Source organism: Rickettsia montanensis str. OSU 85-930 (assembly GCF_000284175.1).
GTDB lineage: Bacteria > Pseudomonadota > Alphaproteobacteria > Rickettsiales > Rickettsiaceae > Rickettsia > Rickettsia rickettsii.
In genome coordinates this window covers 287127-312849 of the sequence record NC_017043.1, presented here as the reverse complement: position 1 = coordinate 312849, position 25723 = coordinate 287127, and the positions used below count along the sequence as shown (strand labels likewise).

The window sequence follows — 25723 nt, the reverse complement described above, 5'->3', positions numbered from 1 at the left end:
CATCTATCTTTTTTTTATTTATCAAAAATACATTTGCTTTTGTACAAGAAATTTACTACAATGCTGACATTAATTTATAGTAGGTGTATGGCGTGACTAAAGAAATAGATATAAATAAATTATTAGCACAAGAAAATAATGCTTTAAATACTATATTAAGCCAAGTAAATGAATTATGTGAACAAAATAAGCAGTTGCAAGGTTTAATCGAAATACAAAATGAAACTAAAGCACTAGAAAAAGAATATAATAGATCGCTGCCTTGGTTTAAAAGATTTGTAAACACAGTTTCTAATGTAAAGTATATTTTTATAAAAAGTGAAGAACAGTTAACAAATGAAGCAATAAAGTATAATAATAAAATATTAAAAGATATTGATAATAAGATATATAATATAGCGGAAAAATCTGTATCTTTAAAGCAAGAATTACAAGAAGAAATCGAAAAAAATTTTAAGGATTTAACAAAGAAAGATTTATCTAAAGATCAAAGAGAAAGATTATCGGAAGTATTTTTTAGTTATAAGAGTAAACCTGAAAGATTCTCAGCTCTACATATGACAAATCCCTTACAATTCATTAATGCTGAAGAACTAGAGAAACAATATAATTCTTTAAATGCTACAAAACAAAACATTCAAAATTTAATATCCGAAAATTCTAATGTCAAAGAACTTAAAGAAATACAAAAACAGGTTGCTGAAATTAGGGAAGAAGTACCTTATACATTTTTTGAAAAATTAAATAATATTTGGCAAAATGTTAAAAATGTTTTTGTAAATAATAGTGAGCAGGTTTTAGCAAAAAACAAAGAGAGTAATACTAGAACAATTAGGAAGATTGATGAACAATTATATAAAACGAAGCATAAATTTGAGGAATTAATTGAAAATAAAGAAAGAAATATTAATGATATAATTGCAAAATTACCTGACAATGAGGAGTTACAAAAGATAGTAAGTAACCTTACAAATCACATGGCTTCAACAAAAGAACCAATATTAACAAATTCGTCCCTAGCTAAACCTTTGGAAAATAATATAACACCGCCTCCTCCTTTACCTGGAAATAACATTCCATCACCACCACCGCCGCCTCCTCCTTTACCTGGAAATAACATTCCATCACCACCACCGCCGCCTCCTCCTTTACCTGGAAATAACATTCCATCACCACCACCGCCGCCTCCTCCTTTACCTGGAAATAACATTCCATCACCACCACCGCCGCCTCCTCCTTTATCGGGAAATAACATTCCATCACCACCGCCGCCGCCTCCTCCTTTACCTGGAAATAACATTCCATCACCACCGCCGCCGCCTCCTCCTTTATCACAAAATAACATCCCACCTCCGCCACCCCCACCTATGGCTCCGGTTTCGGCTCAGACTGAGAAATTATCTAAGCCTGTGGAAGCTACTACGGTTAAAAAACCGGAAAATCAACCACGTCCTTCTATAGATACTTCTGATTTAATGAGAGAAATAGCAGGGCCAAAAAAACTAAGAAAAGTTGAAGAAACGGATGTTAAGGTACAAGATTCTAGAGATTTATTGCTGCAGTCCATAAGAGGTGAACACAAACTAAAAAAAGTTGAATTTGATCCTAATACAGGAAAACCGGTTGCACATTCTCATAGTAAGCCTGTTCAGAATGTTAACAAACTTAGTGGAGTTGCATCAATTTTAGCACGAAGAGTTGTTATGGAGATGAGTGATAGTAGTGGCAGTGAAAGCGATAGTGGTAACTGGAGTGATGTTGGTGTTAATAGGAATACAAAAACTCTAAAAACTAAAAGAGAACGACGAAAAATTCTAAATAATAGGAACTCACAAAAACCATCATTTGTTAAATAATAAATGTCATTCCCGCGGAAGCGGGAAGCCAGTAAAACCTATAAAAAACTTGTTTTTTTAGGTTTATTTTATCAATTAATGGTAATTTTATAGCAGTATTAAAGTTATTTTTTGGATTCCCGCTTCCGCGGGAATGACATAAAACACCATATAAATCTACCCTTTAAACTTCTTAGTTATTTCAACTATTCTTTTACCAAAGAAATTAGCAGTTTTTAAATCGCCTTGAGTAGGAGTAATATCAGGAGAAGATTTGTGGTTAGATTGAGTCATACGTCCTGACCAGCTATCTAAGCGGTTAATTTTATCGGGATCAGGCATCTCATGATCAGAAAAATTCGGAGCAGCTTCAGCTTGCCCGACCCAAATCATACAATGCTGCATAGCGAAGTGAAATAGCTGCTGAATACTGCATAAACTTATCACCTGAATAAGAAGCAGAATTAGTAAAAGCTGCAGCTATTTTATCTTTCCATTTTTGTTGTGCCCATCTAGTTGAGGTAGCTTCCATAAATATTTTAAACGATCCGGCTAAACTACCCATATAGGTTAGGACTCCAAAAATGATAGCATCTGCATTGTCTAATAAATCCCAATCGAGATTATCAGGTTTATCTTTATTTATTTGTATAATAGAAACATTTGCTCCTGCTTCTTTTACGCTCTTATTTAGTTCTTCAGCTACTTTTGCAGTATGACCGTATCCACTATAATATACGATAGCTACTTTAACTGTTTTATTCTCCATATTATAAATTAACTATAAACTCGGCTTCAGTTTTAGACCTTATTTCTTCAATAGTAACATCGTCAGCTTGTCTAACTAATATCATTTCATCTTTATCAATATCAAAAATTCCAAGATCGGTAATTACTCTGTTAACTACTTTTTTACCTGTTAACGGAAAGCTGCATTCTTTTAATAATTTAGCACTGCCATTTTTTGCGTTATGTTCCATTATAATAACTACTCTTTTGGTGTTAGCGACCAAATCCATAGCTCCTCCCATACCTTTAACCATTTTACCCGGAATAGTCCAGTTGGCAAGATCGCCTGTTTGTGAGACTTGCATAGCACCTAAAATAGTTAAATCGACATGCGAACCTCTAATCATACCAAATGAAAAGCTACTGTCGAAATAGCTGCTTTCAGGAATAGCAGTAATAGTTTGCTTACCGGCGTTAATTAAATCAGGATCTTCCTCTCCTGCGTAAGGAAATGGTCCCATACCAAGCATACCGTTCTCGCTTTGAAATATTACATTCACTCCTTGAGGTATATAATTTGCTACATGCGTAGGCATACCTATACCAAGATTGACATATAATCCGTCTTTAAGTTCCTCTGCGGTTATTTGATAAATTTCTTCTTTGCTCCAAGGCATCTCTTATTTTTCCCTGACAGTTAATTGCTCAATACGTTTCTCATATTTTTCACCTACTATTAATCGCTGTATGAAAATATTAGGTGTGTGAATATTGTTAGGGTCAAGCTCTCCCACCTCAACTATTTCCTCTACTTCACAAACTGTAACTTTAGCGGCACCTGCCATGACTGCATTAAAATTTCGTGCAGTTTTATTGTAAATCACGTTGCCGCTTTTATCGGCTTTAAAGCCTTTAATAATAGCAAGTTCAGCTTGAAGGGCAGTTTCCATTATATATTTTTTGCCGTTAAACTCCTTTGTTTCTTTACCTTCCTCTACAATTGTACCTATACCTGTTTTAGTATAAAAAGCCGGAATTCCCATACAAGCAGCCCTAATTCGTTCAGCTAAAGTTCCTTGTGGGTTGAGCTCAAGCTCTAAAACCTTATCAAGATATTGTTGCTCAAAAATCTTATTTTCTCCGACATACGAAGAAATCATTTTTTTTATTTGTTTAGTTTGAAGAAGAAGCCCAAGTCCGAAATTGTCAACACCGCAATTATTGCTTATAACTGTTAAATTTTGAACATTGCTTTTAAGAAGTGCATTTATTAAATTTTCAGGAATACCGCATAGACCGAATCCGCCCGACATTATAGTCATGCCGTCATAAAGAAGTCCTTCAAGAGCAGCTTCAGCCGAAGGATAGATTTTATTCATAAATTTTAAATTATTTAATATCTATTATTTAAGAAATTAGGAGGATTTTCAAAAGAAGTCAAGGACATACACAAGTTTGGTATATTAAAAAAATACTTTACAAGAAATTAAATTTAACCATTGCTGCTTGTTTTTTGTATTCATCAACAGTATTAGTAACTGCATCAAATATTGATGACTATATAACAATTCAAGAAAATTCTAAAAAAAATTATAGTTATGCAGTGACTTATGATAAAGATATGTCCTCAAAAGCGAGTAGCGATGCTGCTATGTCATTAATTGAAGGTTACCGTCAATTAGATGATGCTATGTTTGCCGATTCAGATAATATAGCTATGAAGATCTTAAGTTATATTACAAGATTTACTGCTACATCTTGGATTATGGTAGGTAATCATGAAATAGGAGGTCATGGAACAAGAGCAAAGAATTTGATTTAAAAGTAACAAAATATGAAGTAGATCCCTTTGAGGGTACAACATATTTTAAAACTAAAGATTTTAATTCCTTGCAAGTTCATAAGCAAATTGCTATAGATACAGGGGGAATGCAAGCAAGTTATTTGTTATCTGAAAATATTAAAGATAGATACATGGCAAGTAACAAAATTAATCCTACTTATGGTATAGGTTATTTATGGACAAGACTAGATCAAGCAAGTTATATTTTTAGTACTAAGTTTGATGGTAAAGATAAAAGCGGTAATGATATAAATGCATGTGTAAAAGCGATTAACTCCATATACGGTAAAAATTATATTACTAAAAATAAAATTCGTTCATATGCTTATTTGGATTTATTTTATCCGTTTTTATTCTATTCAGGATATTCATTTATAATGAATACTAACTTAAATGATATTCCGATGATTGAATTAGGACCGGTTAAATATTTACCGGCTACTAGAGCGATACTTGCTCCATACGGTTTAGAGCGTGGTTTAGTTAACCGTGTTGTTGTTGATAACAAATATATTCAAGTTAATATTAATATTAATTACGGCAAAAATCAAAAATTTAAGTCTTACGGTGTCGGAGTTAAAGCTAATAACTTAGTCAAAGTTGAATTTATTGGTTTAGGTTTAGAAGCGACATTTTGGAATCAGCCTAAAATGTTCACCGCTACCCCTTTAAAAGAAAGTTGTAAGCAAGGTGGACTTGGGGAGCCGTTAATTTTGAGCTTAGCTTAAATGAAACATTTAAGATAGTCGGCTCAGGCGGTTACAAAACAGCGGGATTTATAGAAGGTATGCCTTTAAAATCCTCAGCTATAGTTAGAGCAGGGTTAAAATTAGATTTATAAGAGAAGGCTTTGTTGCATGATTAATATGTCATTCCTGCGAAAGCAGAAATCCAGAAAAAAGCGCGATACATCGAACTTTTAATTTTAAAAACTTACTGTGTATGCACCGTTTAATTACTGGGTTCCTGCTTTTGCAAGAATGACATATTAATCATAATTTGTATATTTTGTTATTCTTCTTTTATTATAAAGTATATATATTTGTATATAAGATAATTATGACTATATATGCTAACTATTTTAGAAAAATTCTTATTCTCTTCTGTAAAAACGTTCATCAATATACGTGAAGATACCGTATCTGCTCTTAAAAGGCTTGGTATTAACAATATTCGTGATTTATTATTTTATCTACCTGTTTCATATCAAAATAAAATATTATCGCCTAATTTAACTGAAGTTAGAGACGGTGACATAATCCAAACAGAAATTGTAGTTGAGAGCATTAATTTACCAAAGAAAAGTAGTCAGCCTTTAAAAATTACAGCTAGCAATGATACTGGTTCTTTGTTATTAGTGTTTTTTCATAAACCCCCACCGTTTATTTTTAATAAGCTGCAAGTTGGTACTTCTCATATTATCAGTGGAAAGGTACAATTTTTTGATCATTACTTACAAATTTCGCATCCTGAATTTATTGTAAATCCTAAACTCGTAAAAGAAATAGAGCCGATTTATTCCCTGACATATTTACTTAGTAACAAGCAGTTGTATTCATATATCATAAAAGCAATAGAGATATTTGAAGAGAAGTGTAAGAGTATAGAAGATAAAGAAGTAAAAGATTATTTAGATATTATATTGCAGAATTTGCAAATGTTGCATGTTTTCCGTCATTGCGAGGAGGCATGCATGCCGCCGAAGCAATCCAGTAATGTAAAATTAATAAATTCTAGATTGCCGCAGCCCCTAAAGGGGCTTCGCAATGACGATTTATATACTAACGCCAAAAAACAACTAGCAGCTAAGGAGCTTATCGCTAATCAAATATCTCTTTTAAATGTACGTACGCAAATAAGTAAAAGACAAGGTAATATTTACCCTAAAGCTGTATCTATTCAAGCAAATATATTAAATGAACTAGGATTTGAGTTAACTTCTTATCAAAAGCAAGTCATAGAAGAAATAGAGTGTGATCAAAGCGATAAAATAGAAATGATGAGATTGTTGCAAGGCGATGTTGGCTCCGGTAAAACTTTGGTAGCTCTGCTGACGATGGTAAATGTGGTAGCCACTGGATTTCAAGCAACGCTTATGGTTCCAACTGATTTGCTTGCCAATCAGCATTATGAGTTTTTTGTTAAAGCTTTAAAAAATACTAATATAAGAGTCGGATTACTTACAGGTAAGATACTGGGGGCAGCTCGTAAAAATATTATGATACAACTTGACAACGATGAGATTGATATATTAGTCGGCACTCATGCTTTATTTCAAGAAAAAGTAAGTTTTAAGAAACTAGGTTATATAGTTATTGATGAGCAGCATAGATTTGGGGTGCAACAGCGTTTGAATTTAATAAATAAAGGAGTAAATCCCGATGTGTTAGTTATGACTGCAACGCCGATTCCTCGCAGTCTTGCACTTACTATGTTTGGTGATATGACTATCTCAAAGCTAATGGGTAAGCCGAAAAGTCGCTTACCTATCGCTACAAATACCATGTCCGTTAATAAGATAGAGCATATTATAGCAGCGATAAATAAGAAGCTTATTGCAGGTGAGCGGGTATATTGGATTTGTCCACTGATAGAGCAGGGAGAGAAAGAAACGCCGGAAGAGGATAGTTTATTGATGGATGTGATGAATCGTTTTAACTCTATCGACAATATCTATCAAGGTTATACCGGTATTATTCACGGTAAGATGAAGAACGAGCAGAAAGACCAAATAATGAAGCAATTTAAGGAAGGTGAAATTAAGATATTAGTTGCAACAACCGTTATTGAAGTCGGAATAGACATACCTGAAGCCACTTTGATCATTATTGAAAATGCTGAGCAATTTGGTCTCGCTCAACTTCATCAGCTTAGAGGTAGAGTAGGGCGGGGTAGCTTGCAGTCATATTGTATATTGTTATACAATCCTAAAAGGCTTAGAAAAGTTGCACGAGGTAGGTTTGAGATAATGAAACAAACTAATGATGGATTTTATATAGCTGAGCAGGATTTACAACTTCGAGGTAGTGGTGAGATTTTAGGAGTAAAACAAAGCGGCGAAATCGAATTTTTCTTCGCCGATTTAGCGGACGATTATGACCTACTTCTTAAAGCGCATAAATTTGCGGGAATAGGCTCAAAAGGTAATGTAAATTTTGTTAACTTTCAGATAAAGCTCTTCGCCAAATCTCAAGTAAGCGAGTTGGTTTAGTTTGAATATGCTATTTCCGCTTGGCATTGGCGTTGTTGCGTGGTTCGATTTTTACCGTCATTGCGAGAAGAATTACGCAGTAATTCGACGAAGCAATCTCGTGCCAAAGTCCTGAGATTGCCGTGCTCCTTTCAGTCGCTTGCAATGACGAAAAACCGCACCGTGCAAACAAGCTTTTTTATAAAATGAAAATCTAGAATACTATAAGTTAAAGCTAATCCTGTGTGATTTCAGCAAGTCTAGTAAACAGAGTGTCAATCATATCCCAGCCTTTTTTTTGAATAGTGAGTAAAGAAGAATCATTAATGTTTATTTGTTTTAATAAATCTATTCCTATTTGTTCATGTTCAGGATCAAGATGCATATGTGTTTTGAAATGTTTTGCTGCTTTATGATTAAAAAATATTGATCCTAGTTTTTCATAAAATATAGTAGCACAAGACTCTATTACTAAATGGACAAGGACGGCTCTTTCACTATCTCCAAGAGTCATCATTTTTAGCGTAAACCAAGAACCTAAGGCCTCAAAAATATAATCTGTAGTTTCTTCATTATTTTCTAGATTTTGGAATAATTCTATATTATGTCCAAATTCGTCGGTAAGATGCTCCCATGCAAGTTGTTGAAATTCTTTTGTTTCAGAAAACACTACTCTTGCTAATACCATTTTTTGAAATTCGTTTGACCAAACCCGAAAATGTTTAAGAAATTTATTTTTTCGTAGCGTACTATCTAACTTAATTTTAAATAGTTTGTGTTTTTTAAATTGCTCTTTATATTGTTCATTATCCAAAATTAAACGATCTATTATATTCATATATTTAATTATCAATTTATTTAAATATATTAATATTAACTAAATTACGCTGTCACTAATTATTAATGTTTATTTACCAATTTTTAAAACCATATGTGTATTTATAGATGAATATGAATTGTAAGATCATAATTTGTATGCAGTAAATATATAAAACATTGCGACTTATCCATTTTAGATTTATAGCTATTTTTTGTGAATAATCGCTTAGGATCATTAATATATAGGTAATTGTTAAGAAAGTGAGGTTTAAAATTAAGTCAGTATTTGAAAAATTAAACTCATTAAAGGAAATCGCAAGAGTAAAAAGAGTTGAATGCACGAAAGAAGCAAAAATTGCTATAAAACAGCAAAGTTTTAAGTTTGCCTGCTCATGTTTTGAAATAAATCCAAGTATCATTGTAGTAATTACAAGAGTCCCGTAATCAATCAAAGTCCAGCTAATATACCACAATAGTACCATTATAATTGCATGACAATAACCGCTATAGAAAAAGCGAGTTAAAGAATTACGAAAATAATAAATATACCACTGCCCTAAATAGATAGAGATTAGAATATTTGTAGTAAGAGACTGTTTAAATAGTACAATGGTATATATTTGTAATAAAACACCGAATATTATTATATGGGTTTTTGGTTTATCATGAAAATTATAACCGGCAAAAAAGCAAAATACTGGCATAGCTGTACGACCTATGATCCGCATAATCGTTAATTCAGGATATATACATAAACCTACATGATCAATGGTCATGGTTATAATAGCTAAGGTTTTTAGCAAATCCTGATAATTTGATTGGTGCTTATTTCTTGTTATTATCATAATTAACCGCTTTTAATAAATATGCCGTGCCGAAAAATGCTCCCATTCCAACTGCAATTGTACTACCTAGCATACAGACTTTAATCAGTAAATATTCCGAATAAAAATATTCTAAATAATAATGCTTTATTAAAGCAATTATAATAGACATTAATGTACAGCATAACAAAATTTTACCGCAGAAAAGTTTTATACCGGCTTCTATATGAAGCTTATTTTGTTTTGTAGTATAGCTATATAATAAACCTAGATTATACCAAGCTGCAATAGATGTACCGACTGCAATACCGATATGTTTCAAAGAATCCATTAATAATAGGTTCATGCCGGTATTAATTATCATTGAAAATAAGGTTATTTTGAGCGGTGTTTTAGTATCTCCGTTAGCATAAAAAATAGGGGTTAAAATTTTTGCCAAAATAAAAGCAGGAAGCCCAAGTGCAAACGCAGAAATAGCCTCAGCTGTATTTGTAGTATCTTGGCTCGTGAATACTCCTCTTTCATAAATTATATTAATAATCGGATGAGATAGAATTATAATACCGAATGTAGCAGGCAACGATAATAATAATCCCATTCTAATAGCATTATTCTGTATTTTTTTTGCAGCTACTATATCATTTGATTTATAGATTTTTGACAGCTCAGGTAGCAATATAGTAGAGAAGCTAGTACCTATTATTGATAGAGGAAATTGATATATCCGGTCGGCATAAGATAATATAGAAATAGCACCTTCAATAAAGCTAGCAATAGATTGGGATATGAAAAGGTTTAATTGCTGTACGCCGGAGCTAATGGTTGCCGGTCCCATATTAATCAAAAGCTTTTTTACATCGGGATCGCTTGGGTTAAAAATTATCGGAAAGTTTAAATCCGCTCTTTTCACACAGACAAACATAAAAGAAACTTGTAATATTCCGGCCATTATTAAAGATAAGCTAATTGAGATAGTAGATTCTATATAATGATCAAATGTTAAAGTAAAAATTATTACGCATATACTTAAAATAACCGGTGAAAAAGCAAATGCAGCGAATTTTTTTACAGAGTTTAATATTCCGCCAAGTAGAGCCGTTAATGAAACAAATATTAAATAAGGTATTGTAATTCGGCATAAAAATACCGTAAGCTCAAACTTTTCTTTTTTACCGTGAAATCCAGGAGCAATAAACAGCATTAATTGTGGCATGAAGATTTGCATTAATGCTATTATTACTATTAATGTCAGAAGTAAAAGGGTAAAAACCTCACCTGAAAAATTATTAGCGGCTTTCTTAGAAATAAGCATTTTTTCATTATAAATAGGAATGAATACGCTTGATAATGCTCCTTCTGCAAAAATTCTTCTAAATAGATTCGGTAGTTTAAAAGCAACATTAATGCTATCACCCATAGGCGTAGAGCCGAATAATGATGCGATAAACTGTTCACGCACTAAGCCAAATATGCGAGAAATTAATGTGAAAAAAGCTACTATGACTCCTGAACGAAATAATCGACTTCTTGCATAACTTGCTTCTAAAGGTAATTTGTGCATCAATCCGGTACTCGCATCCTCACGTACTAAAGTGTACGCTGTGGTGCTGCGTTCCGTGTTTCCTTCAAATTCCTCTTTATTAGCTACGTTATGCAAGAAGTCGGTCACTGTTTGTTTTTTATCTTATTTTTCTGAGATGTCATTCCCGCGGAGGCGGGAATCCAGTAAAACCTATAAAAACTTGTTTTTATAGGTTTATTTTGTTAATTAATATGTAATTGTTGAGATCGGGATTAAGGCTGCTTTTTCTGGAGTCTCGCCTCCGCGGGAATGACATCAAGCACCATGTAAGCAACGTCATGAATTCTTATCCCGAGCTGACCCTATCTATTCCTTCATTGATTAAAGCGTCTGCTTTTGATTTATTTTCCCATCCAGTCACTTTAACCCATTTACCTTTTTCTAAATCTTTATAATGCTCAAAGAAATGCACGATACGTTTCTTGAGCATGTCACATAAATCATCTAGCTCTTTAATGTGATCGAAAGTAATATCGAGCTTAGAAGTCGGTACTGCGATTATTTTCTCATCAAGCCCTGATTCGTCTTCCATCATCAATACGCCGACTGCTCGGCATTTTATAACCGACCCAGGCACTACCGGATGATGAGCTACGACAAGTACGTCTACCGGATCGCCGTCATTTGAAAGAGTATGAGGAATAAAACCGTAATTGCATGGATAGCTCATGGTAGTTTGCATAAAGCGATCAACAAACACTGCTCCTGATTCTTTGTCAAATTCGTATTTGATTGGACCGCTATTCATCGGAATTTCGATAATTACGTTTATTTCGTAATTATTTGCTTTTGCTTTGATTTTATCTATAAACATGTTTTTATTTATTTGGTTTAGTTATTTTTCGTCATTGCTAGGAGAATTACAACGTAATTCGACGAAGCAATCTCAGGCCTATTTTACTAGATTGCTACGTCGCTTCGCTCCTCGCAATGACGTTGTTATTTCGGAGGTCTGTAATTCTCATCATGCTTTGCAAGTAATTGTCTTGCTATAAATTTCCCGCTCGATAACTGCCCGATGGCAATAATGCCTTGTCCTTTACGAAATAGAGCCGGAAGGGCTCCTTGATATAATATCTCTAAATCCTTAATATTATCGGTAATAACAAAACTTATCTTATCATCAGCAATTTTATTTATTGAGTCTGTTTTAACAAGCCCACCGACTCTTAACTCTTTGCCTTGTTCTATTTCATTAATTTTTGACGGTGGCAAAAAAAATACTATATTTTTCTCTAAATTGTAAAGTATTATACTAATTCCTAAAAATGCTGAGCAGAAACAAATAATTATTGTTATTAATCTATTTCTTACTCTCTTTTGCATTAAAGTTCTGTTTATTTTTCAATGACTTGTAATTTAAAAAACTTACAATTAACAATATCGCTAAGGTTAAAAAGGTAAATAAATACGCTACCGGTATATAATTATTCATTTCTTAAAAATTCCATAATTTCCTTAGGTGAAGAATCTAAATAGAAATGTTTCAGATATTTTCCGTTTGCATCGATTAAATATGTAAAAGATGAATGATCAAGCATATAGTTCGGGTCGTCATCATCACCATGCACACGAGCATAGAAAACCTTGAATTTATCAGTTACATCTTTTATTTGCTGCTCGTTACCGGTAAGACCTATAAATTTCGGATGAAAATGTTTTAGATATTCTCTAATTGCTATAGGAGTATCACGTTTTGGGTCAATAGTAATAAAAACAGGCAGAATATCTATTTTATGTTTATTTAAAATTTCTACAATCTCCGTTATTTTATTTAGAGAGGTTGGGCATATATCAGGACAACTAGTAAATCCAAAGTAAATGAGGCTTAAGCTGCCTTTCAACTTATCACTATTAAATATCTCTCCATTTTGGTCTATTAGTTCAAAATCACCGCCGATTTTTACGTTATCTTCATAGATATTAACTTGACCGGCAAGCGGTTTTTCAGGCGTTCTTAAAGATAACAACAAATATAATGCTCCTACTCCTATTAATAAGCTAATGACGATAATTATTTTTATAACATTTGACTGTATTTTCATAAGATATTATCCATTTTTGCGTTATCATCCTAGCTGGTCCTGCTATATGGCTCTTATGTCATTCCTGCGAAAGCAGGAATCCAGAGAAAAGTGAAAATGTCATACCGTGGTTTGACTACGGTATCTTGTATCACAGGCCGTGTCCTGAGATCCCGCAATCAAGTTGTGGGATAACATTAGAGGTTACTGGATTCCCGCTTTCGTGGGAATGACATAAAAAGACCATACAACAAAGTCTACTCTTTTACACAAGCCCTAATTTTTTAGGTTTAAAATATTTTACCCAAATATCTATTAACAATTTAGTAATGATAATTGCCGAAAACATTGAAGATATAATCCCGATCGTTAATGCAACGGCAAAACCTTTTATTGCACCTACTCCAAATATATAAAGTAAAAAAGCAACGATTAAAGTAGTTAGGTTAGCATCAAGGATAGTGGCAAACGCAGATTCAAAACCGGTTCTAATAGCATAAAGATTAGAAACTCCTTTATGCAGTTCCTCTTTAATTCTTTCGTAAATCAATACATTAGCATCAACAGCCATACCCATAGTGAGTATTATTCCTGCAATTCCCGGCAGAGTTAAAGTAGCTTGGAAAAGTGAAAGTAAAGCTAAAATATATAACAATGCAAGGCTTAAGGCTATATTGGCAAATAAACCAAGCACACCGTAAGACCAAACCATAAATATACACACTGCTATAAATACTATAAGTCCTGCCTTTTTGCCCGACTCTATAGAATCAGCACCCAAATTTGGACCTATACTTCTCTCTTCAATAATTTTAAGTGGGGCAGGAAGCGAACCGGCTCGCAATAATAGTGCAAGCTCATTTGCCGACTCAACGGTAAAATTTCCTGTTATTATACCGTTTCCGCCCATAATCGCTCCGTTTATCGTTGGAGCACTTAGTAATTTATTGTCTAAAACTATAGCAAGGCGTTTACCGGTATTATTTTTGGTTATTTCACCAAATATTTTACTACCTAAATTGTTGAAAGAAAAAGCAACTACCGCTTGCGAATTTTGGTCAAAAGAAGCTGAAGCGGTTGTAAGCTGATCCCCACCCAAAACAACTTTTTTCTTTATAACGACATAATACTCCCCATGACTTTCGCTATCTCCCTTAACTAGCATTGAACCTACTGGAACATGTCCTTTTACCGCTTCTTCGATATTGGCATTTTCATCAACTAAATGAAAAGTTAGCTTTGCAGTTTTCCCTAATATATTCTTCAGGTAAGAGGGATTTTCTTCACCGGGAACTTGCAGTAATATATGCTTATCGCCTTGTTTCTGTATGGTCGGCTCTTTAGTGCCGGTACTATCAACTCTCATGCGAACGATCTCAATAGATTGGTCTACTACCTTATTAAGTAAGTCATTTAATCTAGATTCGCTGTAGCTAAGCTTTATTTTATTTTCATTTACTTCAGCGATAATTTCTGGATCGATTTTATTAATTATTTTCTTTAACGGCTTTAATTTCTCAGGCGATCTTACTTCTAATTGAATGCTATTTTGTCTAACTAACAGATTTTTATAGCCGATTTTATCCTCACGAAAATTTTTGCGTAAAGTGTCGGCAAGATGTTCCATTGAATCATTTAAGTAGGTGTCAAAATCAACATCGAGTAACAAATGGGCTCCTCCTCTAAGGTCAAGTCCTAGATTTACTGAATCATGAGGCAGAAACTTAGAGTTTATCTGCATGAAATTAGGTAAGGCACAAATAACCGCAAAAACCGTACATATAATTGAAAGAAAAATTTTCCACTTAGGAAGATTTTGCACCGCTTACCTTCTTATCTTTTTTGTTGTTTTCTTTTTTTACTGCTACTTCTTTTGTACGACTAGTTATATCGATAATAGCACTTTTTAAAGCTTTAATACGTACGTCTTTAGCTATTTCGATTTCAATATTATTGTCATTTTCACTTACTTTAGTCACAATACCGTAAATGCCGCTATTTGTTAGAACTTCTTCGCCTTTTTTAACTTCACTTACTAACTTCTCTCTTTCTTTGCGTCGTGTTTCTTGTGGACGTAATAATAAGAAGTAAAATACAGCAAAAATTAAAACCATCGGTATTAAGCTTGTTAACCCCGATTGTAAAGAATTTGTTTCTACAGGTACTACCTCAGTTTCCTGTATTTCTATAGTGTCGTTATTATTTGCCTGATTATCTTGCGTATTTGCTGACATATGTAATTTCCTAATTGTTGCAATAGTCTTTCTGTATAACCTCTTTCTAAAAGTAATTTGTATACCTTTGATACTTCAAGACTTGATACGTCAAATGTTGGGCTTTGCCTTTGCTCACGTAGTTTTTTACGCTCCGCAGGCTCACCACTTATTGGGCTTCCAACTTTTGAAGTATCTGCGGTATACATCAATCCGGTACTCGCATCTCACGTACCTTTTTGTACGCTGTGGTGCTGCGTGCCGTGTTTCCTTAAAATTTCTCTTTATAAGATAGATGGGTTATGCACTAAGTCTAAATAAAATAAAAATAGCTACCTAATAGCTTTAATGCAAGGGTAAAATAATAATATAAAATATATTTAAATGTATTTTATACTAATATAAGTTATCACAAAACCAATAAATGGCTATTTTTATGACAGCTATAACTACTAGAATTTCTAATGAACTAGATATTATAGTTTCTAATGTTGCTAAGGAAATCGATAGACCAAAAGGATATATTATACGTAAAGCAATAGAAAGTTATTTATATAGAAGAAAAAGCAGACTTATTAGTTGCTTTGTCTCGTATAGAAAAAGGAGAAGAAGTAATTTCATTAGAAGATATTAAGAAAAAATATGGTTTGGAAGATTGAATTTATGATAAACTTACTGATGTCATTTGCAAAAGGGCGTTGTTGCTTAGCTCGAAAAACACGCTCTATGTCATTCCCGCCTACGCGGGAATGACATAAAACGGAAAAAATCACTGGAGCGGGTGAAGGGATTCGAACCCTCGACTTCGACCTTGGCAAGGTAGCGCTCTACCCCTGAGCTACACCCGCTTAAATAAAATAACGGCGTTTTAATGTAAAAAGTTTAAGGGGATCAAAATTAATTACATATAAAACGCCTTAGTGCTTTTTAATCTAAGCGAATCTGAATATAAGTAATTATAAGATAAATTGCAAGTATTAAATTAGAAATTTATTGGCATTGCTAAATAAAGATAGATTATTTAATAAATTAACGCCATTGCAAGGAAATTACAAAGTATATTGACTAAGCAATCTAGTTAAAAATTCTGTAAACTAGAATTTTTTATTATTATTTTTTTAGATTGATACGCTCCTTTCAGTCGCTCAGCTCATTACGACACCTGTCTTGAGTTAGCAATGCTATAAAATCTAATTTTGTTAAATTGACTTTTATTTTTATATAAAACAGTATAGTTCTTTATTAATTTTAACTAATCTGTAAAAAAGTATGTAAAGTTACGCAAAAGAGCAAAAAAGTTTAGCTCGTAATCAAAAAGAAGCAATAGGGCTACTATCGATAGGTACGTTTCTTGAATATTTTGATCTCATGCTCTATGTACACATGGCGGTACTACTTAACGAGCTATTTTTTCCTGAAGCCGATGCACGAGCTGCTTCTCTATATTCTGCCATTGCATATTGTGCAACATATGTATTTAGACCTATCGGTGCTTTAATATTCGGTTGGATAGGAGATACTATAGGTTGTAAGGCAACGGTCATTATTACAACTTTTTTAATATCGCTTTGTTGTCTTATAATGGCTAATTATAAAAACTTATGCCGAAATTGGTATTACGGCGACTTTTGTAGTAACTGCGTGTCGTATCGCCCAGGGGATGTCGTCCTCTATAGGGGAGGTAGTAGGTGCCAAGCTTTATCTAACCGAAATGACAAAAATTCCTCAACGTTATTGGGTGGTGGCTTCGCTTGTTGTTTTTGTAACTTTAGGTGTAACAGTAGCATTAGTGGTAGGAACACTTGTTACTTCTTTTGGACTTGATTGGCGTATTGCATTTTGGTTTGGAGCAGCTATTGCTACAGTTGGTGCTGTTGTAAGGACAAATCTTAGGAAGACTCCAGATTTCATTGATGCAAAAAGACGAATAAAGAAAACTGTAGCACAAGCGGGGATAGATAATAATCTGCTAAAATCAAGCCCTATTTGGAGTGAAAAAATTAATAAACCAACAGCAATAGCTTTCTTTTTTATACATTGTGGAGCCCCGTTATGGTTTTATATTGTTTATATTTATTGCGGTAATATGCTAAAAACTCATTTAATTACAGTGCTGCTCAAGTAATTCATCAAAATTTTATTGTTTGTGGTACAGAATTAATAAGTACAATAATTGTTACTTATTTGGTTTGTAAAATACATCCTTTAAAAGTCCTTAAAGTAAGATTAATAATATTTTCTATTGTAGCCATTATGTCTCCTATCTTACTAAATAATATTTCAAATACTATAGAATTACTTTTATTCCAATTATTTATTGTAGTAGTATTTGCCCCTACTACTTTTCCGGCAGGTGCAGTGTTTTATGCAAGATTTCCAGTATTAAAACGTTTTACATGCGGCAGTTTTATATTTGCTTTATCACGAACTTTAATGTTTGCAGTTTCTTCTTTTGGAACAATTTACTTGATAGATTATTTTAATCACTGGGGATTATTATTCTTGATTATTCCAATTCTAATTGGTTATACATTTGGAGTAAATCATTTTATAAAGTTAGAGGAGGAAGCAGAGAGTTATTATTAGAAAAAGCTTTTTGTCTTTCAAGTTTAATATTAAAAACTTTTAGGCATAACTCAGCAAATTCTTGTTCTAGTTTATAATTTATATTAGCAGCGACCAAAAGAAAATTTATTAAAGTCGCATCAATAATTTTTCTAGCTTTCTCAGGTGATTTAACTCCCAAAGTTTACACATTATGAATTCAGTCAAATAATTTTATTAATGTCGTATTGTATCTTTTCTCTTTAATTAATAAGTTTAGACTTTTTCCGCTACTTATCTTCCCGTAAGATTTAATTCTAGTTAGACCTTCTACGTGTTTTGCTACTTCCGGTCCAAAAATTTCGGTAATTGCTTCTTCAGTTAATTCAGTGTCTTCAATAGTATCATGAAGTAAAGCGGCTTGCAGCCTAATAATGTTATAAAGCTTAGGTGCTTATTCAGCTACAAATTCAGCAAGCATAATTGTTACCTCAATCTGGTGCGAATAATAAGGATCGCCTGATTGACGCATTTGAGAACCGTGTTACGTGCATAGTAGATTCGAGGATATCTATAGGATTTTCTACTTTGGTATTTAAATATTCGAGTTTATCAAGTAATTTTTTACTATAAACACAAATTTCAAACTTTTCTTTCCAAGAGCTTATATCTTCTATAGAAGTTATTTCTTATTGCATTATAATTTGTGGGCTATTAATTAAAAAATTAGGCATTGCCTAGAAAAAGTTGATAATTTGAAAAGTTTACGTCATTGCCACGCTCTTTGCAATCGCTTAGCTCATGACGATATCAACCGTTTCGAGGAAATGCCAAAAATTGCAGTAATAAATAGCTGCAGATTAGGTTCTGTGAAGGAAAATTAAATTAATCTATTTTTGCTATTTTTTGCTGTAAATCATAAGATTTTTTTGAAATAGGAACAACTATTATTGCAAAAATCTTATTAATTTTCGCTAAAAAATATCTGAAAATATAAATAATTTAATTTTCCTTCACAGAACCTAAAGATTATTGTTATATTATTTTAAATATTAACCATAAAGTCAAAATATAACTATGTCAAACCGTAATAGTTTAGAAGTACAAGAGTACGCACAAGCTAGCTCCTTAAATAATACTAATCTAACTGCATCACAGGGTGAATTAATACTAACTGTTGCAAATTTATTGTTCAAAGAGTCAAATATTAATAATAATCAGAATATACAAAGAGATAATAATATATCTTATGAGAATAATATTACCGACTTTGAAAATCAGGATACAAGTTGTGGTATATGTAAATGTCTTGGAGCTATAGCTACTGTTTGCTGCAATGTGTATGTATTTTTATTTGAATAAACACCAAATTTTACACTAAAAAAATATGAGCAAGGCTTAAGAAAGTTAGGAAACCTAGAGCATCGGTTATGGTTGTTAGAAATACACCGGAGCCTGTAGCGGGGTCTATATCAAAATAATGCAGTATTATAGGAATAGCAGAGCCGAATAATCCGGCTACTAAAACATTTAAAATAACTGCAATAGCAAAAATAACGCTAAGATTTAAGTCAAGCAACATCACAAAGCTAAGTCCTGCTCCGATAATTGCAAGTACAAAACCGTTAAAAGCCGATACGGCTATTTCTTTTAATATAACTTTATTGACATTATTATAATGAATATCTTTATTAGCAAGGGCTCTAACCGTAACGGTCATGGCTTGTGTTCCGGCATTTCCGCCCATTGAAGCTACAATAGGCATAGTGGCTGCAAGCGTTACAAGTTTTGCAATAGTATCGTTAAAATGGTTAATAATAAGTGAGGTCATGCAGGCAGTGATTAGATTAACAAAGAGCCAAGGAAAACGATGTTTAACGGTATAAAATACGTTGAAGAAAGTATCTTGAGTGTGTACCCCGCTTAATGATAATATATCTTTTTCGGCTTGTTCTTCGATAATATAAATTATATTATCGATTGATACGCTACCTACTAACTTACCGCTTTTATTTACTACCGGTACAATAGTTAAAGCATATTGTCTAAAAATGAAGCTTAGTTCATTTAAGTCGGTAAAAGCATCTGCAAGCTTAAAATCTTTGCTCATCAAATCTTTTATCAATTCATTTTTTTTGCCTTTAATTAGCGTGCTAAGAGAAATAATACCGATAGGGCGTAATTTATTATCCGTAACGATTGCCGCATAAAAGTCATTCTTTACGTTCTTGATAAAATTTAATGATTCCTCGACCGTCCATCCTTCTTGAAGATTAATAAAATCTCGCTCAATTACCCTACCTACCGTATTTTCGGGATATGTACAACCTACGGTAATTTGGTGTTTTTTTTCTTTAGTGAGATTACTTAGGATAAGGTCTTTTATATCATTGTCTAGATCGATTACTACTTCAATAGCATCTTCTATAACTAGCTTATTGATTAATTCTGCAGATTTTTTTATGCCTAAAGTTTCTATTATTAAAGGTTTACTATAAGCATTTAATGATACTAACGTTTCAGGCTTAATTTCATCCTGTAATAAAGGAATAATTATTTTATATGTTTTATTGTTAAGATTATCTAAGAAATCTGCTAAATCGGCATAATGAAGCTTGGCCAGCCTGCTTGCAGCAGCATCATAATTGTGATCTTCGATCAGATCGTTAATTTGATCAAAAATTTCAGCAAATTGATCGTGATGATCTGGTACGATGCTTTTAAATATATTGAAATTAGGCATAGCCTATTGACCTAATAGTTTATTATAGACTTATTATAATTATTTAAAGCTGGTTAGCTAGGCTTGGCACAGAATTGTGTACAATTTGCTAATCAATATAAATCACAGAGTACAAATAAGCAATAGTTTTTATTTCAACTCCTTTTCATTTATCAGGAGTATACAATTAGCACAAACATTTGCTAACAAGAAGAACTTAGGAGTAAATATAAAACCTGAAGTGTCGAAACAGACAAAAATTTGACTTTGTGAAAAACCGGCGAATGGTGCGGTCGAGAAGACTTGAACTTCCAATCTTTTTACAGAACAGCACCCTCAATGCTGCGCGTCTACCAATTTCGCCACGACCGCTTAAGTTTTACTCTATAGCAGATTATGAGTAAAATATCAATAGAGTTCTTTTGATGTCATTTCCGCCTTTTTATGTCATTCCCGCGGAAGCGGGAATGACATAAAATAGCCATGCGACAACACCTTTAGTCATTCGCAATGACGGCAAAACTATTCAAGATAAATCAACAACAAAACTAGGTGTAATCGACTGCTTAACAGCAGCTTTCATTAAACTATCTAGTTTTTCATCAATATTATCAAAATCAATATGATATTCTCTAGAATTTCCGGTTAACACTAGAGCAGAGTCTATACCAAGGCGATTTGCTGCAAGTATATCGGTATAAACAGTGTCCCCAATCATTAACATGCGATTCTTAGGGGTATTATTACATTCTTTTAAAATTTTGCTATATATTTCTTCATATGGCTTACCGCTATAAATTACTTTTCCGCCAAGCTGCTTTATTTTTTCGGCATAATAGCCGCTACAATATCTATAAACGCCGTGCTGATTTATTCCGAGGTCAGGATTAGCACAAATATTGACCATTTTACGTTGTACAACAATTTTAAATAATTCATCGAATTCGTTTAAATCTAAATTTTCGTTTTCGTCTCTGTAAATAGTCATTAAGCAAATATTAGCTTTGTTAATATCATCAGTGATAGGACATTGAATTCTGTTTATTATATCATTTTCTAAATGTCCTAAATGATATATTACTGGTTTTTCTATACCGAACCGCTCTTTACTTTCTAGTATCATTTCTACTGCTATTTCGCCTGAGCTAATGATCATTTCCGGTTCTGCATTTAATCCCCAAGATTTAATTGTTTGATGCAGTGAAAAAATATTTCGTGGAGCATTAGTGACAAAATACACTTTTTTTCGTTCAATAATCTTATTGATATTTTGTACGACGCCTGGATAGGTACGTCCCCCTTCAATTATTACCCCCCAAAGATCGAATAAAAACACGTCATAATCATTAATTACGTCGAAAATATTTTTTAACTTTAATATATTCATTGTTATCTCGCTAATTTTAAATCAAGAAACTTTACTATTTTAATAAGTTACGTTATAGTCATTTTTATTGTTTCCAGCAACAAGTAATAGAGCCAAATAATATTATATGTATAATATGTCGGAAATTGAAGAAAAATTTAACGAATCATCATACGGTGCTGATTCCATAAAGGTCTTAAAAGGTCTTGAAGCCGTAAGAAAAAGACCGGGAATGTATATCGGGGATGTTGGAGACGGGTCGGGTCTACATCATATGATTTATGAAGTAGTCGACAACGCTATCGACGAGTCGCTTGCCGGTTATTGTGATCTAGTACAAGTAACATTAAATAAAAACGGTTCAGTAACCGTATCCGATAACGGGCGAGGTATACCCGTTGAAATTCATGAAGAAGAAGGAATATCGGCAGCTGAAGTTATTATGACGCAACTTCACGCCGGTGGTAAGTTTGACCAGAACGCTTATAAGGTTGCAGGCGGTCTACACGGTGTTGGTGTATCAGTTGTAAATGCTCTTTCTGAATGGCTTGAGCTGCGTATTTGGCGTAATAATAAGGAATATTTGATTAGATTTAATAACGGTATAACGGAAGCTCCGCTTGCGGTTGTCAAAGAAAATATTGATAAAAAAGGTACGGAAGTTACTTTTTTTCCGTCTGTAGAAACGTTTACTAATATAGAATTTGATTTCGGCACTATAGAGCATCGTCTTCGTGAGCTTGCTTTTTTAAATTCAGGCGTAAAGATTTTACTCGTCGATAATCGCTTTGAAGAAGTTAAAGAAGTAGAGTTTTATTATACGGGTGGTATAGAAGCTTATGTAAAATATATAGACAGAGCGAAGCACGCTATCCATCCATGTATAGTAGTTAATACGGAGAATGCTGAGTCCGGTATGAGCCTTGAGCTTGCGATGCATTGGAACGATTCTTATCATGAAAATATTTTATGCTTTACTAATAATATTAGGCAGCGTGATGGCGGAACTCATCTTAGTGCCTTCAAATCAGCGATAACACGTGTTATTACCTCGTATCTTGATACTACGGGTCTTAATAAAAAAGCTAAAAATGACTTTAGCGGTGAAGATACTAGGGAAGGGCTATGTTGTGTGCTTTCCGTTAAAGTTCCTGATCCTAAATTTTCTTCTCAAACAAAAGATAAGCTAGTAAGCTCCGAAGTACGACCGGTTGTTGAGAATGCTGTTTATACAAAGGTTCTTGAGTGGTTTGAAGAGCATCCAGCAGAAGCTAAGGCAATTATAGCTAAGATTATGGAAGCTGCGAATGCTCGTGAAGCTGCTAGAAAAGCCAGGGAACTCACTCGAAGAAAATCAGCTTTAGAAGTCTCGAATTTACCAGGTAAACTTGCAGATTGCCATGCAAAAGATCCTGCTATTTCAGAATTGTTTATTGTTGAGGGGGACTCTGCGGGCGGTACTGCAAAGCAGGGTAGGGATAGCAAAATTCAGGCTATATTGCCTTTGCGTGGTAAAATTTTGAACGTTGAACGTGCAAGATTTGATAAAATGCTCGGTTCGGACCAAATCGGTACGTTAATTACAGCTCTTGGAATTAGTGTTGAACGAGAATTTTCCTTAGAAAAGCTTAGATACCATAAAGTTATTATTATGACCGATGCTGATGTTGACGGCTCGCACATTAGAACTTTATTACTCACGTTTTTCTACCGTCATATGCCTGAGCTAATAAATAAAGGCTATCTATATATAGCTCAGCCACCGCTTTATAAAGTAAAGAAAGGAGCAGCCGAGTTTTATTTAAAGAATGAGCAAGTGCTGCAAGATTATTTGATCAAATCAACTATTAATGATGCAACCTTAATTCTAGACGGTAAAGAGCAGTTAGTGGGTGATAATTTAGAAGAGCTAATTAATAAAGTAGTTAAGTTTAACGGCTTGCTTGACCATGCTAGCAAAAAATTTAATCGCTCAATTACCGAAATTCTTGCGATTAATGACTTACTTAATAACAAAATATTTGAGCCTGAAAGTGATTTAAGACTTAAAAAAGCTTTAGATGTTTTAAATAGCTTAGAAGATTCGCCTGATAAGACTAATTTGGAAGTTTTAAAACATGCAAATAAAATAGAGTTCTTCCGCTTTAGTAGGGGGTTAAAAGAAAGTAAAATATTATTGAAAGAGCAGTTAGAATCATTTGAGTTTGTACAAATATCAAAGCTTGCTTTAACGATTTTTGATATATTTAGTAAGCAATTAAAGCTTATAGTGAAAAGTCAGGAATTCGATATTTTAACACCGAGTCAGTTGTTAAATACCATTATAGAATGCGGAAAAAGAGGTATAAATATTCAGCGTTTTAAGGGTCTTGGTGAGATGAATTCCGACCAGCTATGGGAAACTACTCTTGACCCTACAAAAAGAACTTTGCTTCAGGTAAGAGTTGCAGAAATTGATGAAGCAGAAGGCATTTTCTCTACTTTAATGGGTGACGTTGTTGAACCTCGCAGGTTATTTATCCAAGCAAATGCGTTGAATGTCGTGAATTTGGATGTGTAGTATAATTGGTGTCATACCGTGGCTTGACCACGGTATCCAGAAAATAACTAAAAATACTAATAATATTAGTATTTTTAACTGGACCCCGCGATCAAGTCGCGGAATGACAATTTAATCAGCTTCTCCTCGCAATGACGTTACAATTTTATCAAAATAATTTATGCACAAATTAATTATTCACGGTGGTAAATCTCTTAAAGGTAGTATTAATATTAGCGGTGCTAAAAATGCCGTGCTACCTATTATGGCAGCGTCTATTCTTACCGATAAACTGCATATTACTAATGTTCCAAAGTTAACGGATGTTAGTACTATGAAAGATTTGCTCCGAAGTCACGGGGCAGATATTGAAATAATAGAACATCAAGATGAATTTGAGCTTATAATTAATACCAAAAATATAAATAACTTTACTGCAGATTATGAAATAGTCCGTAAAATGAGAGCATCGATTTGGGTGCTTGGTCCTTTGCTTACCAAATATGGTAAAGCAAAAGTATCGCTTCCGGGTGGTTGTGCTATTGGAGCAAGGCAAGTAGATTTGCATATTGCTGTATTAAAAGCTATGGGCGCTACGATTGAAATAGCAGACGGTTATATTAACGCTTCAAGTAAAGGACGCTTAAAAGGTACTCATTTTGTTTTTGATAAAGTTTCCGTAGGTGCTACGATTAATGCAATACTTGCAGCTGTTTTAGCAGAGGGGGAAACTGTGCTTTTTAATTGCGGTCGAGAGCCGGAAATAGTTGATTTATGTAATTGTCTTATCACAATGGGAGCCGATATTGCAGGTATCGGCACTAGCGAAATAACAATTAAAGGCAAGGATTCTTTAAATAAAGCGAGCTATAAAGTACTTTCTGATCGTATTGAAGCCGGTACTTATATGTTTGCGGCAGCTATTACTAAAGGTGATGTAAAAATTTGTGGGATTGATTACCATATTGTAGAAAATATAGCTTTAAAACTTATCGAAACGGGTATAAAAGTCGTGCCGATCAATAACGGAGTTCAAGTAACTTATGAAGGGAAGTTAAATTCAGTTGATTTAGAAACTAATCCCTATCCTGGCTTTGCTACTGATTTGCAAGCACAATTTATGAGTCTTATGACGCTTAGTAGCGGTGTTTCAATGATCACCGAGAATATTTTTGAAAATCGTTTCATGCATGTCCCTGAATTATGTAGAATGGGAGCAGATATAGTAGTACGAAGTAATAAGGCGGTTGTTCGAGGTGTAGAAATGTTAAAAGGCGCAGAAGTTATGGCAAGTGATCTTAGAGCTTCGGTATCGCTAATACTTGCCGGTCTTAGTACTAATAGCAAAACCGTATTACACCGAATATATCATTTAGATCGTGGCTTCCAAGATTTAGAAAAAAAATTAAGTAATTGCGGTGCAGATATAAAAAGGGTATAATATACTCGATCAACTTCAAAAATTGGCTACGTCGTTCTACAAGAGCTGTGGT

Annotated in this window: 24 protein-coding genes, 2 tRNA genes and 3 pseudogenes; 11 read left to right on the top strand and 18 right to left on the bottom strand. The window is 33.5% G+C overall.

The window, feature by feature from the left end; all coding sequences use genetic code 11:
* The first annotated feature begins 92 nt into the window (after positions 1-92).
* Positions 93-1856 (top strand): hypothetical protein, encoded by a 1764-nt coding sequence (locus MCI_RS01690; RefSeq protein ID WP_014409401.1) that lies wholly within the window; start codon positions 93-95, stop codon positions 1854-1856.
* A gap of 156 nt (positions 1857-2012) precedes the next feature.
* Here the strand turns inward: MCI_RS01690 and MCI_RS09435 are convergent, their stop codons facing one another.
* Genes MCI_RS09435 through MCI_RS01670 form a run of 4 tightly spaced genes read right to left on the bottom strand, consistent with a single transcriptional unit; the run spans position 2013 to position 3943 of the window.
* Positions 2013-2228, bottom strand: a complete 216-nt coding sequence (locus tag MCI_RS09435) for a hypothetical protein (protein ID WP_014409400.1) — start codon at positions 2226-2228, stop codon at positions 2013-2015.
* The gene (locus MCI_RS07315; protein WP_014409399.1) at positions 2206-2604 is read right to left on the bottom strand and encodes a flavodoxin family protein; all 399 of its coding nucleotides are present in this window, start codon (positions 2602-2604) and stop codon (positions 2206-2208) included. The genes MCI_RS09435 and MCI_RS07315 overlap by 23 nt, the downstream gene beginning before the upstream one ends.
* Position 2605: 1 nt before the next feature.
* Positions 2606-3241 carry a 3-oxoacid CoA-transferase subunit B gene (locus MCI_RS01675; RefSeq protein WP_014409398.1) on the bottom strand — a complete coding sequence of 212 codons (636 nt, stop codon included), beginning with the start codon at positions 3239-3241 and terminating at the stop codon, positions 2606-2608.
* A 3-nt stretch (positions 3242-3244) separates the two neighbouring features.
* A complete protein-coding gene (locus MCI_RS01670) occupies positions 3245-3943 on the bottom strand; it encodes a CoA transferase subunit A (RefSeq protein ID WP_014409397.1) in 699 nt (232 codons plus the stop codon).
* A 134-nt stretch (positions 3944-4077) separates the two neighbouring features.
* On the opposite strand from MCI_RS01670, the gene MCI_RS08845 reads away from it, so the two are divergent.
* The 3 genes from MCI_RS08845 (at position 4078) to MCI_RS01655 (ending at position 7618) form a co-directional block, all read left to right on the top strand.
* Positions 4078-4386 (top strand): hypothetical protein, encoded by a 309-nt coding sequence (locus tag MCI_RS08845; RefSeq protein WP_041404098.1) that lies wholly within the window; start codon positions 4078-4080, stop codon positions 4384-4386.
* A gap of 68 nt (positions 4387-4454) precedes the next feature.
* Positions 4455-5135 carry a hypothetical protein gene (locus MCI_RS08840; protein WP_232202689.1) on the top strand — a complete coding sequence of 227 codons (681 nt, stop codon included), beginning with the start codon at positions 4455-4457 and terminating at the stop codon, positions 5133-5135.
* Positions 5136-5476: 341 nt separating this feature from the next.
* A complete protein-coding gene (locus MCI_RS01655) occupies positions 5477-7618 on the top strand; it encodes an ATP-dependent DNA helicase RecG (protein WP_014409396.1) in 2142 nt (713 codons plus the stop codon).
* 214 nt (positions 7619-7832) lie between these two features.
* On the opposite strand, the gene MCI_RS01650 is transcribed toward MCI_RS01655, so the two are convergent.
* From MCI_RS01650 to MCI_RS10620, 9 genes are all read right to left on the bottom strand, one after another.
* Entirely contained in the window at positions 7833-8435 is a 603-nt protein-coding gene (locus MCI_RS01650) for a hypothetical protein (RefSeq protein WP_014409395.1), read from the bottom strand.
* 73 nt (positions 8436-8508) lie between these two features.
* Complete coding sequence (locus tag MCI_RS01645; RefSeq protein WP_014409394.1) at positions 8509-9261, bottom strand: TraX family protein; 753 nt, start codon at positions 9259-9261, stop codon at positions 8509-8511.
* Positions 9242-10801, bottom strand: a complete 1560-nt coding sequence (gene murJ / locus MCI_RS01640) for a murein biosynthesis integral membrane protein MurJ (protein WP_410526315.1) — start codon at positions 10799-10801, stop codon at positions 9242-9244. Before murJ ends, MCI_RS01645 begins: the two co-directional genes overlap by 20 nt.
* Positions 10802-11108: 307 nt before the next feature.
* Entirely contained in the window at positions 11109-11636 is a 528-nt protein-coding gene (gene ppa / locus MCI_RS01635; protein WP_014409392.1) for an inorganic diphosphatase, read from the bottom strand.
* A gap of 125 nt (positions 11637-11761) precedes the next feature.
* The gene (gene ccmE, locus MCI_RS01630; protein ID WP_014409391.1) at positions 11762-12148 is read right to left on the bottom strand and encodes a cytochrome c maturation protein CcmE; all 387 of its coding nucleotides are present in this window, start codon (positions 12146-12148) and stop codon (positions 11762-11764) included.
* Positions 12149-12249: 101 nt separating this feature from the next.
* Positions 12250-12867, bottom strand: a complete 618-nt coding sequence (locus tag MCI_RS01625; protein ID WP_014409390.1) for an SCO family protein — start codon at positions 12865-12867, stop codon at positions 12250-12252.
* A gap of 244 nt (positions 12868-13111) precedes the next feature.
* Complete coding sequence (gene secD / locus MCI_RS01620; RefSeq protein WP_014409389.1) at positions 13112-14668, bottom strand: protein translocase subunit SecD; 1557 nt, start codon at positions 14666-14668, stop codon at positions 13112-13114.
* On the bottom strand, positions 14652-15080 hold the full coding sequence (gene yajC / locus MCI_RS01615) for a preprotein translocase subunit YajC (protein ID WP_014392334.1): 429 nt from the start codon (positions 15078-15080) through the stop codon (positions 14652-14654). The genes secD and yajC overlap by 17 nt, the downstream gene beginning before the upstream one ends.
* The gene (locus tag MCI_RS10620; protein ID WP_083837075.1) at positions 15032-15271 is read right to left on the bottom strand and encodes a hypothetical protein; all 240 of its coding nucleotides are present in this window, start codon (positions 15269-15271) and stop codon (positions 15032-15034) included. The genes yajC and MCI_RS10620 overlap by 49 nt, the downstream gene beginning before the upstream one ends.
* A gap of 212 nt (positions 15272-15483) precedes the next feature.
* Here MCI_RS10620 and MCI_RS01610 point away from each other — a divergent pair.
* A pseudogene (locus MCI_RS01610) lies at positions 15484-15718 on the top strand (antitoxin of toxin-antitoxin stability system).
* 114 nt (positions 15719-15832) lie between these two features.
* On the opposite strand, the gene MCI_RS01605 reads toward MCI_RS01610, so the two are convergent.
* Positions 15833-15907: transfer RNA gene (locus tag MCI_RS01605), tRNA-Gly, on the bottom strand.
* A gap of 520 nt (positions 15908-16427) precedes the next feature.
* Between MCI_RS01605 and MCI_RS09430 the strand changes: the two are divergent.
* The 3 genes and pseudogenes from MCI_RS09430 to MCI_RS09420 all read left to right on the top strand — a co-directional run.
* Positions 16428-16598, top strand: a pseudogene (locus tag MCI_RS09430) (proline/betaine transporter); the annotation flags it as partial.
* 121 nt (positions 16599-16719) lie between these two features.
* Positions 16720-17184, top strand: coding sequence for an MFS transporter (locus MCI_RS09425; RefSeq protein WP_014409385.1), 465 nt, complete (start codon positions 16720-16722; stop codon positions 17182-17184).
* Between the two features lie 116 nt (positions 17185-17300).
* Entirely contained in the window at positions 17301-17645 is a 345-nt protein-coding gene (locus MCI_RS09420) for a hypothetical protein (protein WP_041404163.1), read from the top strand.
* Here the strand turns inward: MCI_RS09420 and MCI_RS09415 are convergent.
* Positions 17608-18280, bottom strand: a pseudogene (locus MCI_RS09415) (HD domain-containing protein). The gene MCI_RS09420 and the pseudogene MCI_RS09415 overlap by 38 nt on opposite strands.
* Before the next feature lie 400 nt (positions 18281-18680).
* On the opposite strand from MCI_RS09415, the gene MCI_RS01580 reads away from it, so the two are divergent.
* Positions 18681-18965 (top strand): hypothetical protein, encoded by a 285-nt coding sequence (locus MCI_RS01580; protein ID WP_014409382.1) that lies wholly within the window; start codon positions 18681-18683, stop codon positions 18963-18965.
* 10 nt (positions 18966-18975) lie between these two features.
* Here MCI_RS01580 and mgtE read toward each other — a convergent pair whose 3' ends face one another.
* The 3 genes from mgtE to MCI_RS01565 form a co-directional block, all read right to left on the bottom strand.
* On the bottom strand, positions 18976-20346 hold the full coding sequence (mgtE, locus tag MCI_RS01575) for a magnesium transporter (protein ID WP_014409381.1): 1371 nt from the start codon (positions 20344-20346) through the stop codon (positions 18976-18978).
* A 264-nt stretch (positions 20347-20610) separates the two neighbouring features.
* A tRNA-Leu gene (locus tag MCI_RS01570) sits at positions 20611-20697 on the bottom strand.
* Between the two features lie 154 nt (positions 20698-20851).
* A complete protein-coding gene (locus MCI_RS01565; protein ID WP_014409380.1) occupies positions 20852-21712 on the bottom strand; it encodes a TIGR01459 family HAD-type hydrolase in 861 nt (286 codons plus the stop codon).
* Between the two features lie 115 nt (positions 21713-21827).
* On the opposite strand from MCI_RS01565, the gene gyrB reads away from it, so the two are divergent.
* Together gyrB and murA are read left to right on the top strand one after the other, a co-directional pair.
* Positions 21828-24251, top strand: a complete 2424-nt coding sequence (gene gyrB, locus MCI_RS01560) for a DNA topoisomerase (ATP-hydrolyzing) subunit B (RefSeq protein ID WP_014409379.1) — start codon at positions 21828-21830, stop codon at positions 24249-24251.
* A gap of 160 nt (positions 24252-24411) precedes the next feature.
* Positions 24412-25671: a UDP-N-acetylglucosamine 1-carboxyvinyltransferase gene (murA, locus tag MCI_RS01555; protein ID WP_014409378.1), complete on the top strand. Its 1260-nt coding sequence runs from the start codon at positions 24412-24414 to the stop codon at positions 25669-25671.
* Positions 25672-25723 lie beyond the last annotated feature (52 nt).

Excerpts from the sequence above, each read along its gene's own strand:
- MCI_RS09435 (WP_014409400.1), bottom strand. The coding sequence starts at position 2,228 with ATGATTTGGGTCGGGCAAGCTGAAGCTGCTCCGAATTTTTCTGATCAT.
- yajC (WP_014392334.1), bottom strand. The coding sequence starts at position 15,080 with ATGTCAGCAAATACGCAAGATAATCAGGCAAATAATAACGACACTATA.
- MCI_RS01625 (WP_014409390.1), bottom strand. The coding sequence starts at position 12,867 with ATGAAAATACAGTCAAATGTTATAAAAATAATTATCGTCATTAGCTTA.
- ccmE (WP_014409391.1), bottom strand. The coding sequence starts at position 12,148 with ATGCAAAAGAGAGTAAGAAATAGATTAATAACAATAATTATTTGTTTC.
- mgtE (WP_014409381.1), bottom strand. The coding sequence starts at position 20,346 with ATGCCTAATTTCAATATATTTAAAAGCATCGTACCAGATCATCACGAT.
- MCI_RS01675 (WP_014409398.1), bottom strand. The coding sequence starts at position 3,241 with ATGCCTTGGAGCAAAGAAGAAATTTATCAAATAACCGCAGAGGAACTT.
- gyrB (WP_014409379.1), top strand. The coding sequence starts at position 21,828 with ATGTCGGAAATTGAAGAAAAATTTAACGAATCATCATACGGTGCTGAT.
- murJ (WP_410526315.1), bottom strand. The coding sequence starts at position 10,801 with ATGCACAAATTACCTTTAGAAGCAAGTTATGCAAGAAGTCGATTATTT.
- murA (WP_014409378.1), top strand. The coding sequence starts at position 24,412 with ATGCACAAATTAATTATTCACGGTGGTAAATCTCTTAAAGGTAGTATT.
- MCI_RS01670 (WP_014409397.1), bottom strand. The coding sequence starts at position 3,943 with ATGAATAAAATCTATCCTTCGGCTGAAGCTGCTCTTGAAGGACTTCTT.
- MCI_RS01645 (WP_014409394.1), bottom strand. The coding sequence starts at position 9,261 with ATGATAATAACAAGAAATAAGCACCAATCAAATTATCAGGATTTGCTA.
- MCI_RS09425 (WP_014409385.1), top strand. The coding sequence starts at position 16,720 with ATGTCGTCCTCTATAGGGGAGGTAGTAGGTGCCAAGCTTTATCTAACC.
- MCI_RS01650 (WP_014409395.1), bottom strand. The coding sequence starts at position 8,435 with ATGAATATAATAGATCGTTTAATTTTGGATAATGAACAATATAAAGAG.
- ppa (WP_014409392.1), bottom strand. The coding sequence starts at position 11,636 with ATGTTTATAGATAAAATCAAAGCAAAAGCAAATAATTACGAAATAAAC.
- MCI_RS01565 (WP_014409380.1), bottom strand. The coding sequence starts at position 21,712 with ATGAATATATTAAAGTTAAAAAATATTTTCGACGTAATTAATGATTAT.
- MCI_RS01655 (WP_014409396.1), top strand. The coding sequence starts at position 5,477 with ATGCTAACTATTTTAGAAAAATTCTTATTCTCTTCTGTAAAAACGTTC.
- MCI_RS07315 (WP_014409399.1), bottom strand. The coding sequence starts at position 2,604 with ATGGAGAATAAAACAGTTAAAGTAGCTATCGTATATTATAGTGGATAC.
- MCI_RS01580 (WP_014409382.1), top strand. The coding sequence starts at position 18,681 with ATGTCAAACCGTAATAGTTTAGAAGTACAAGAGTACGCACAAGCTAGC.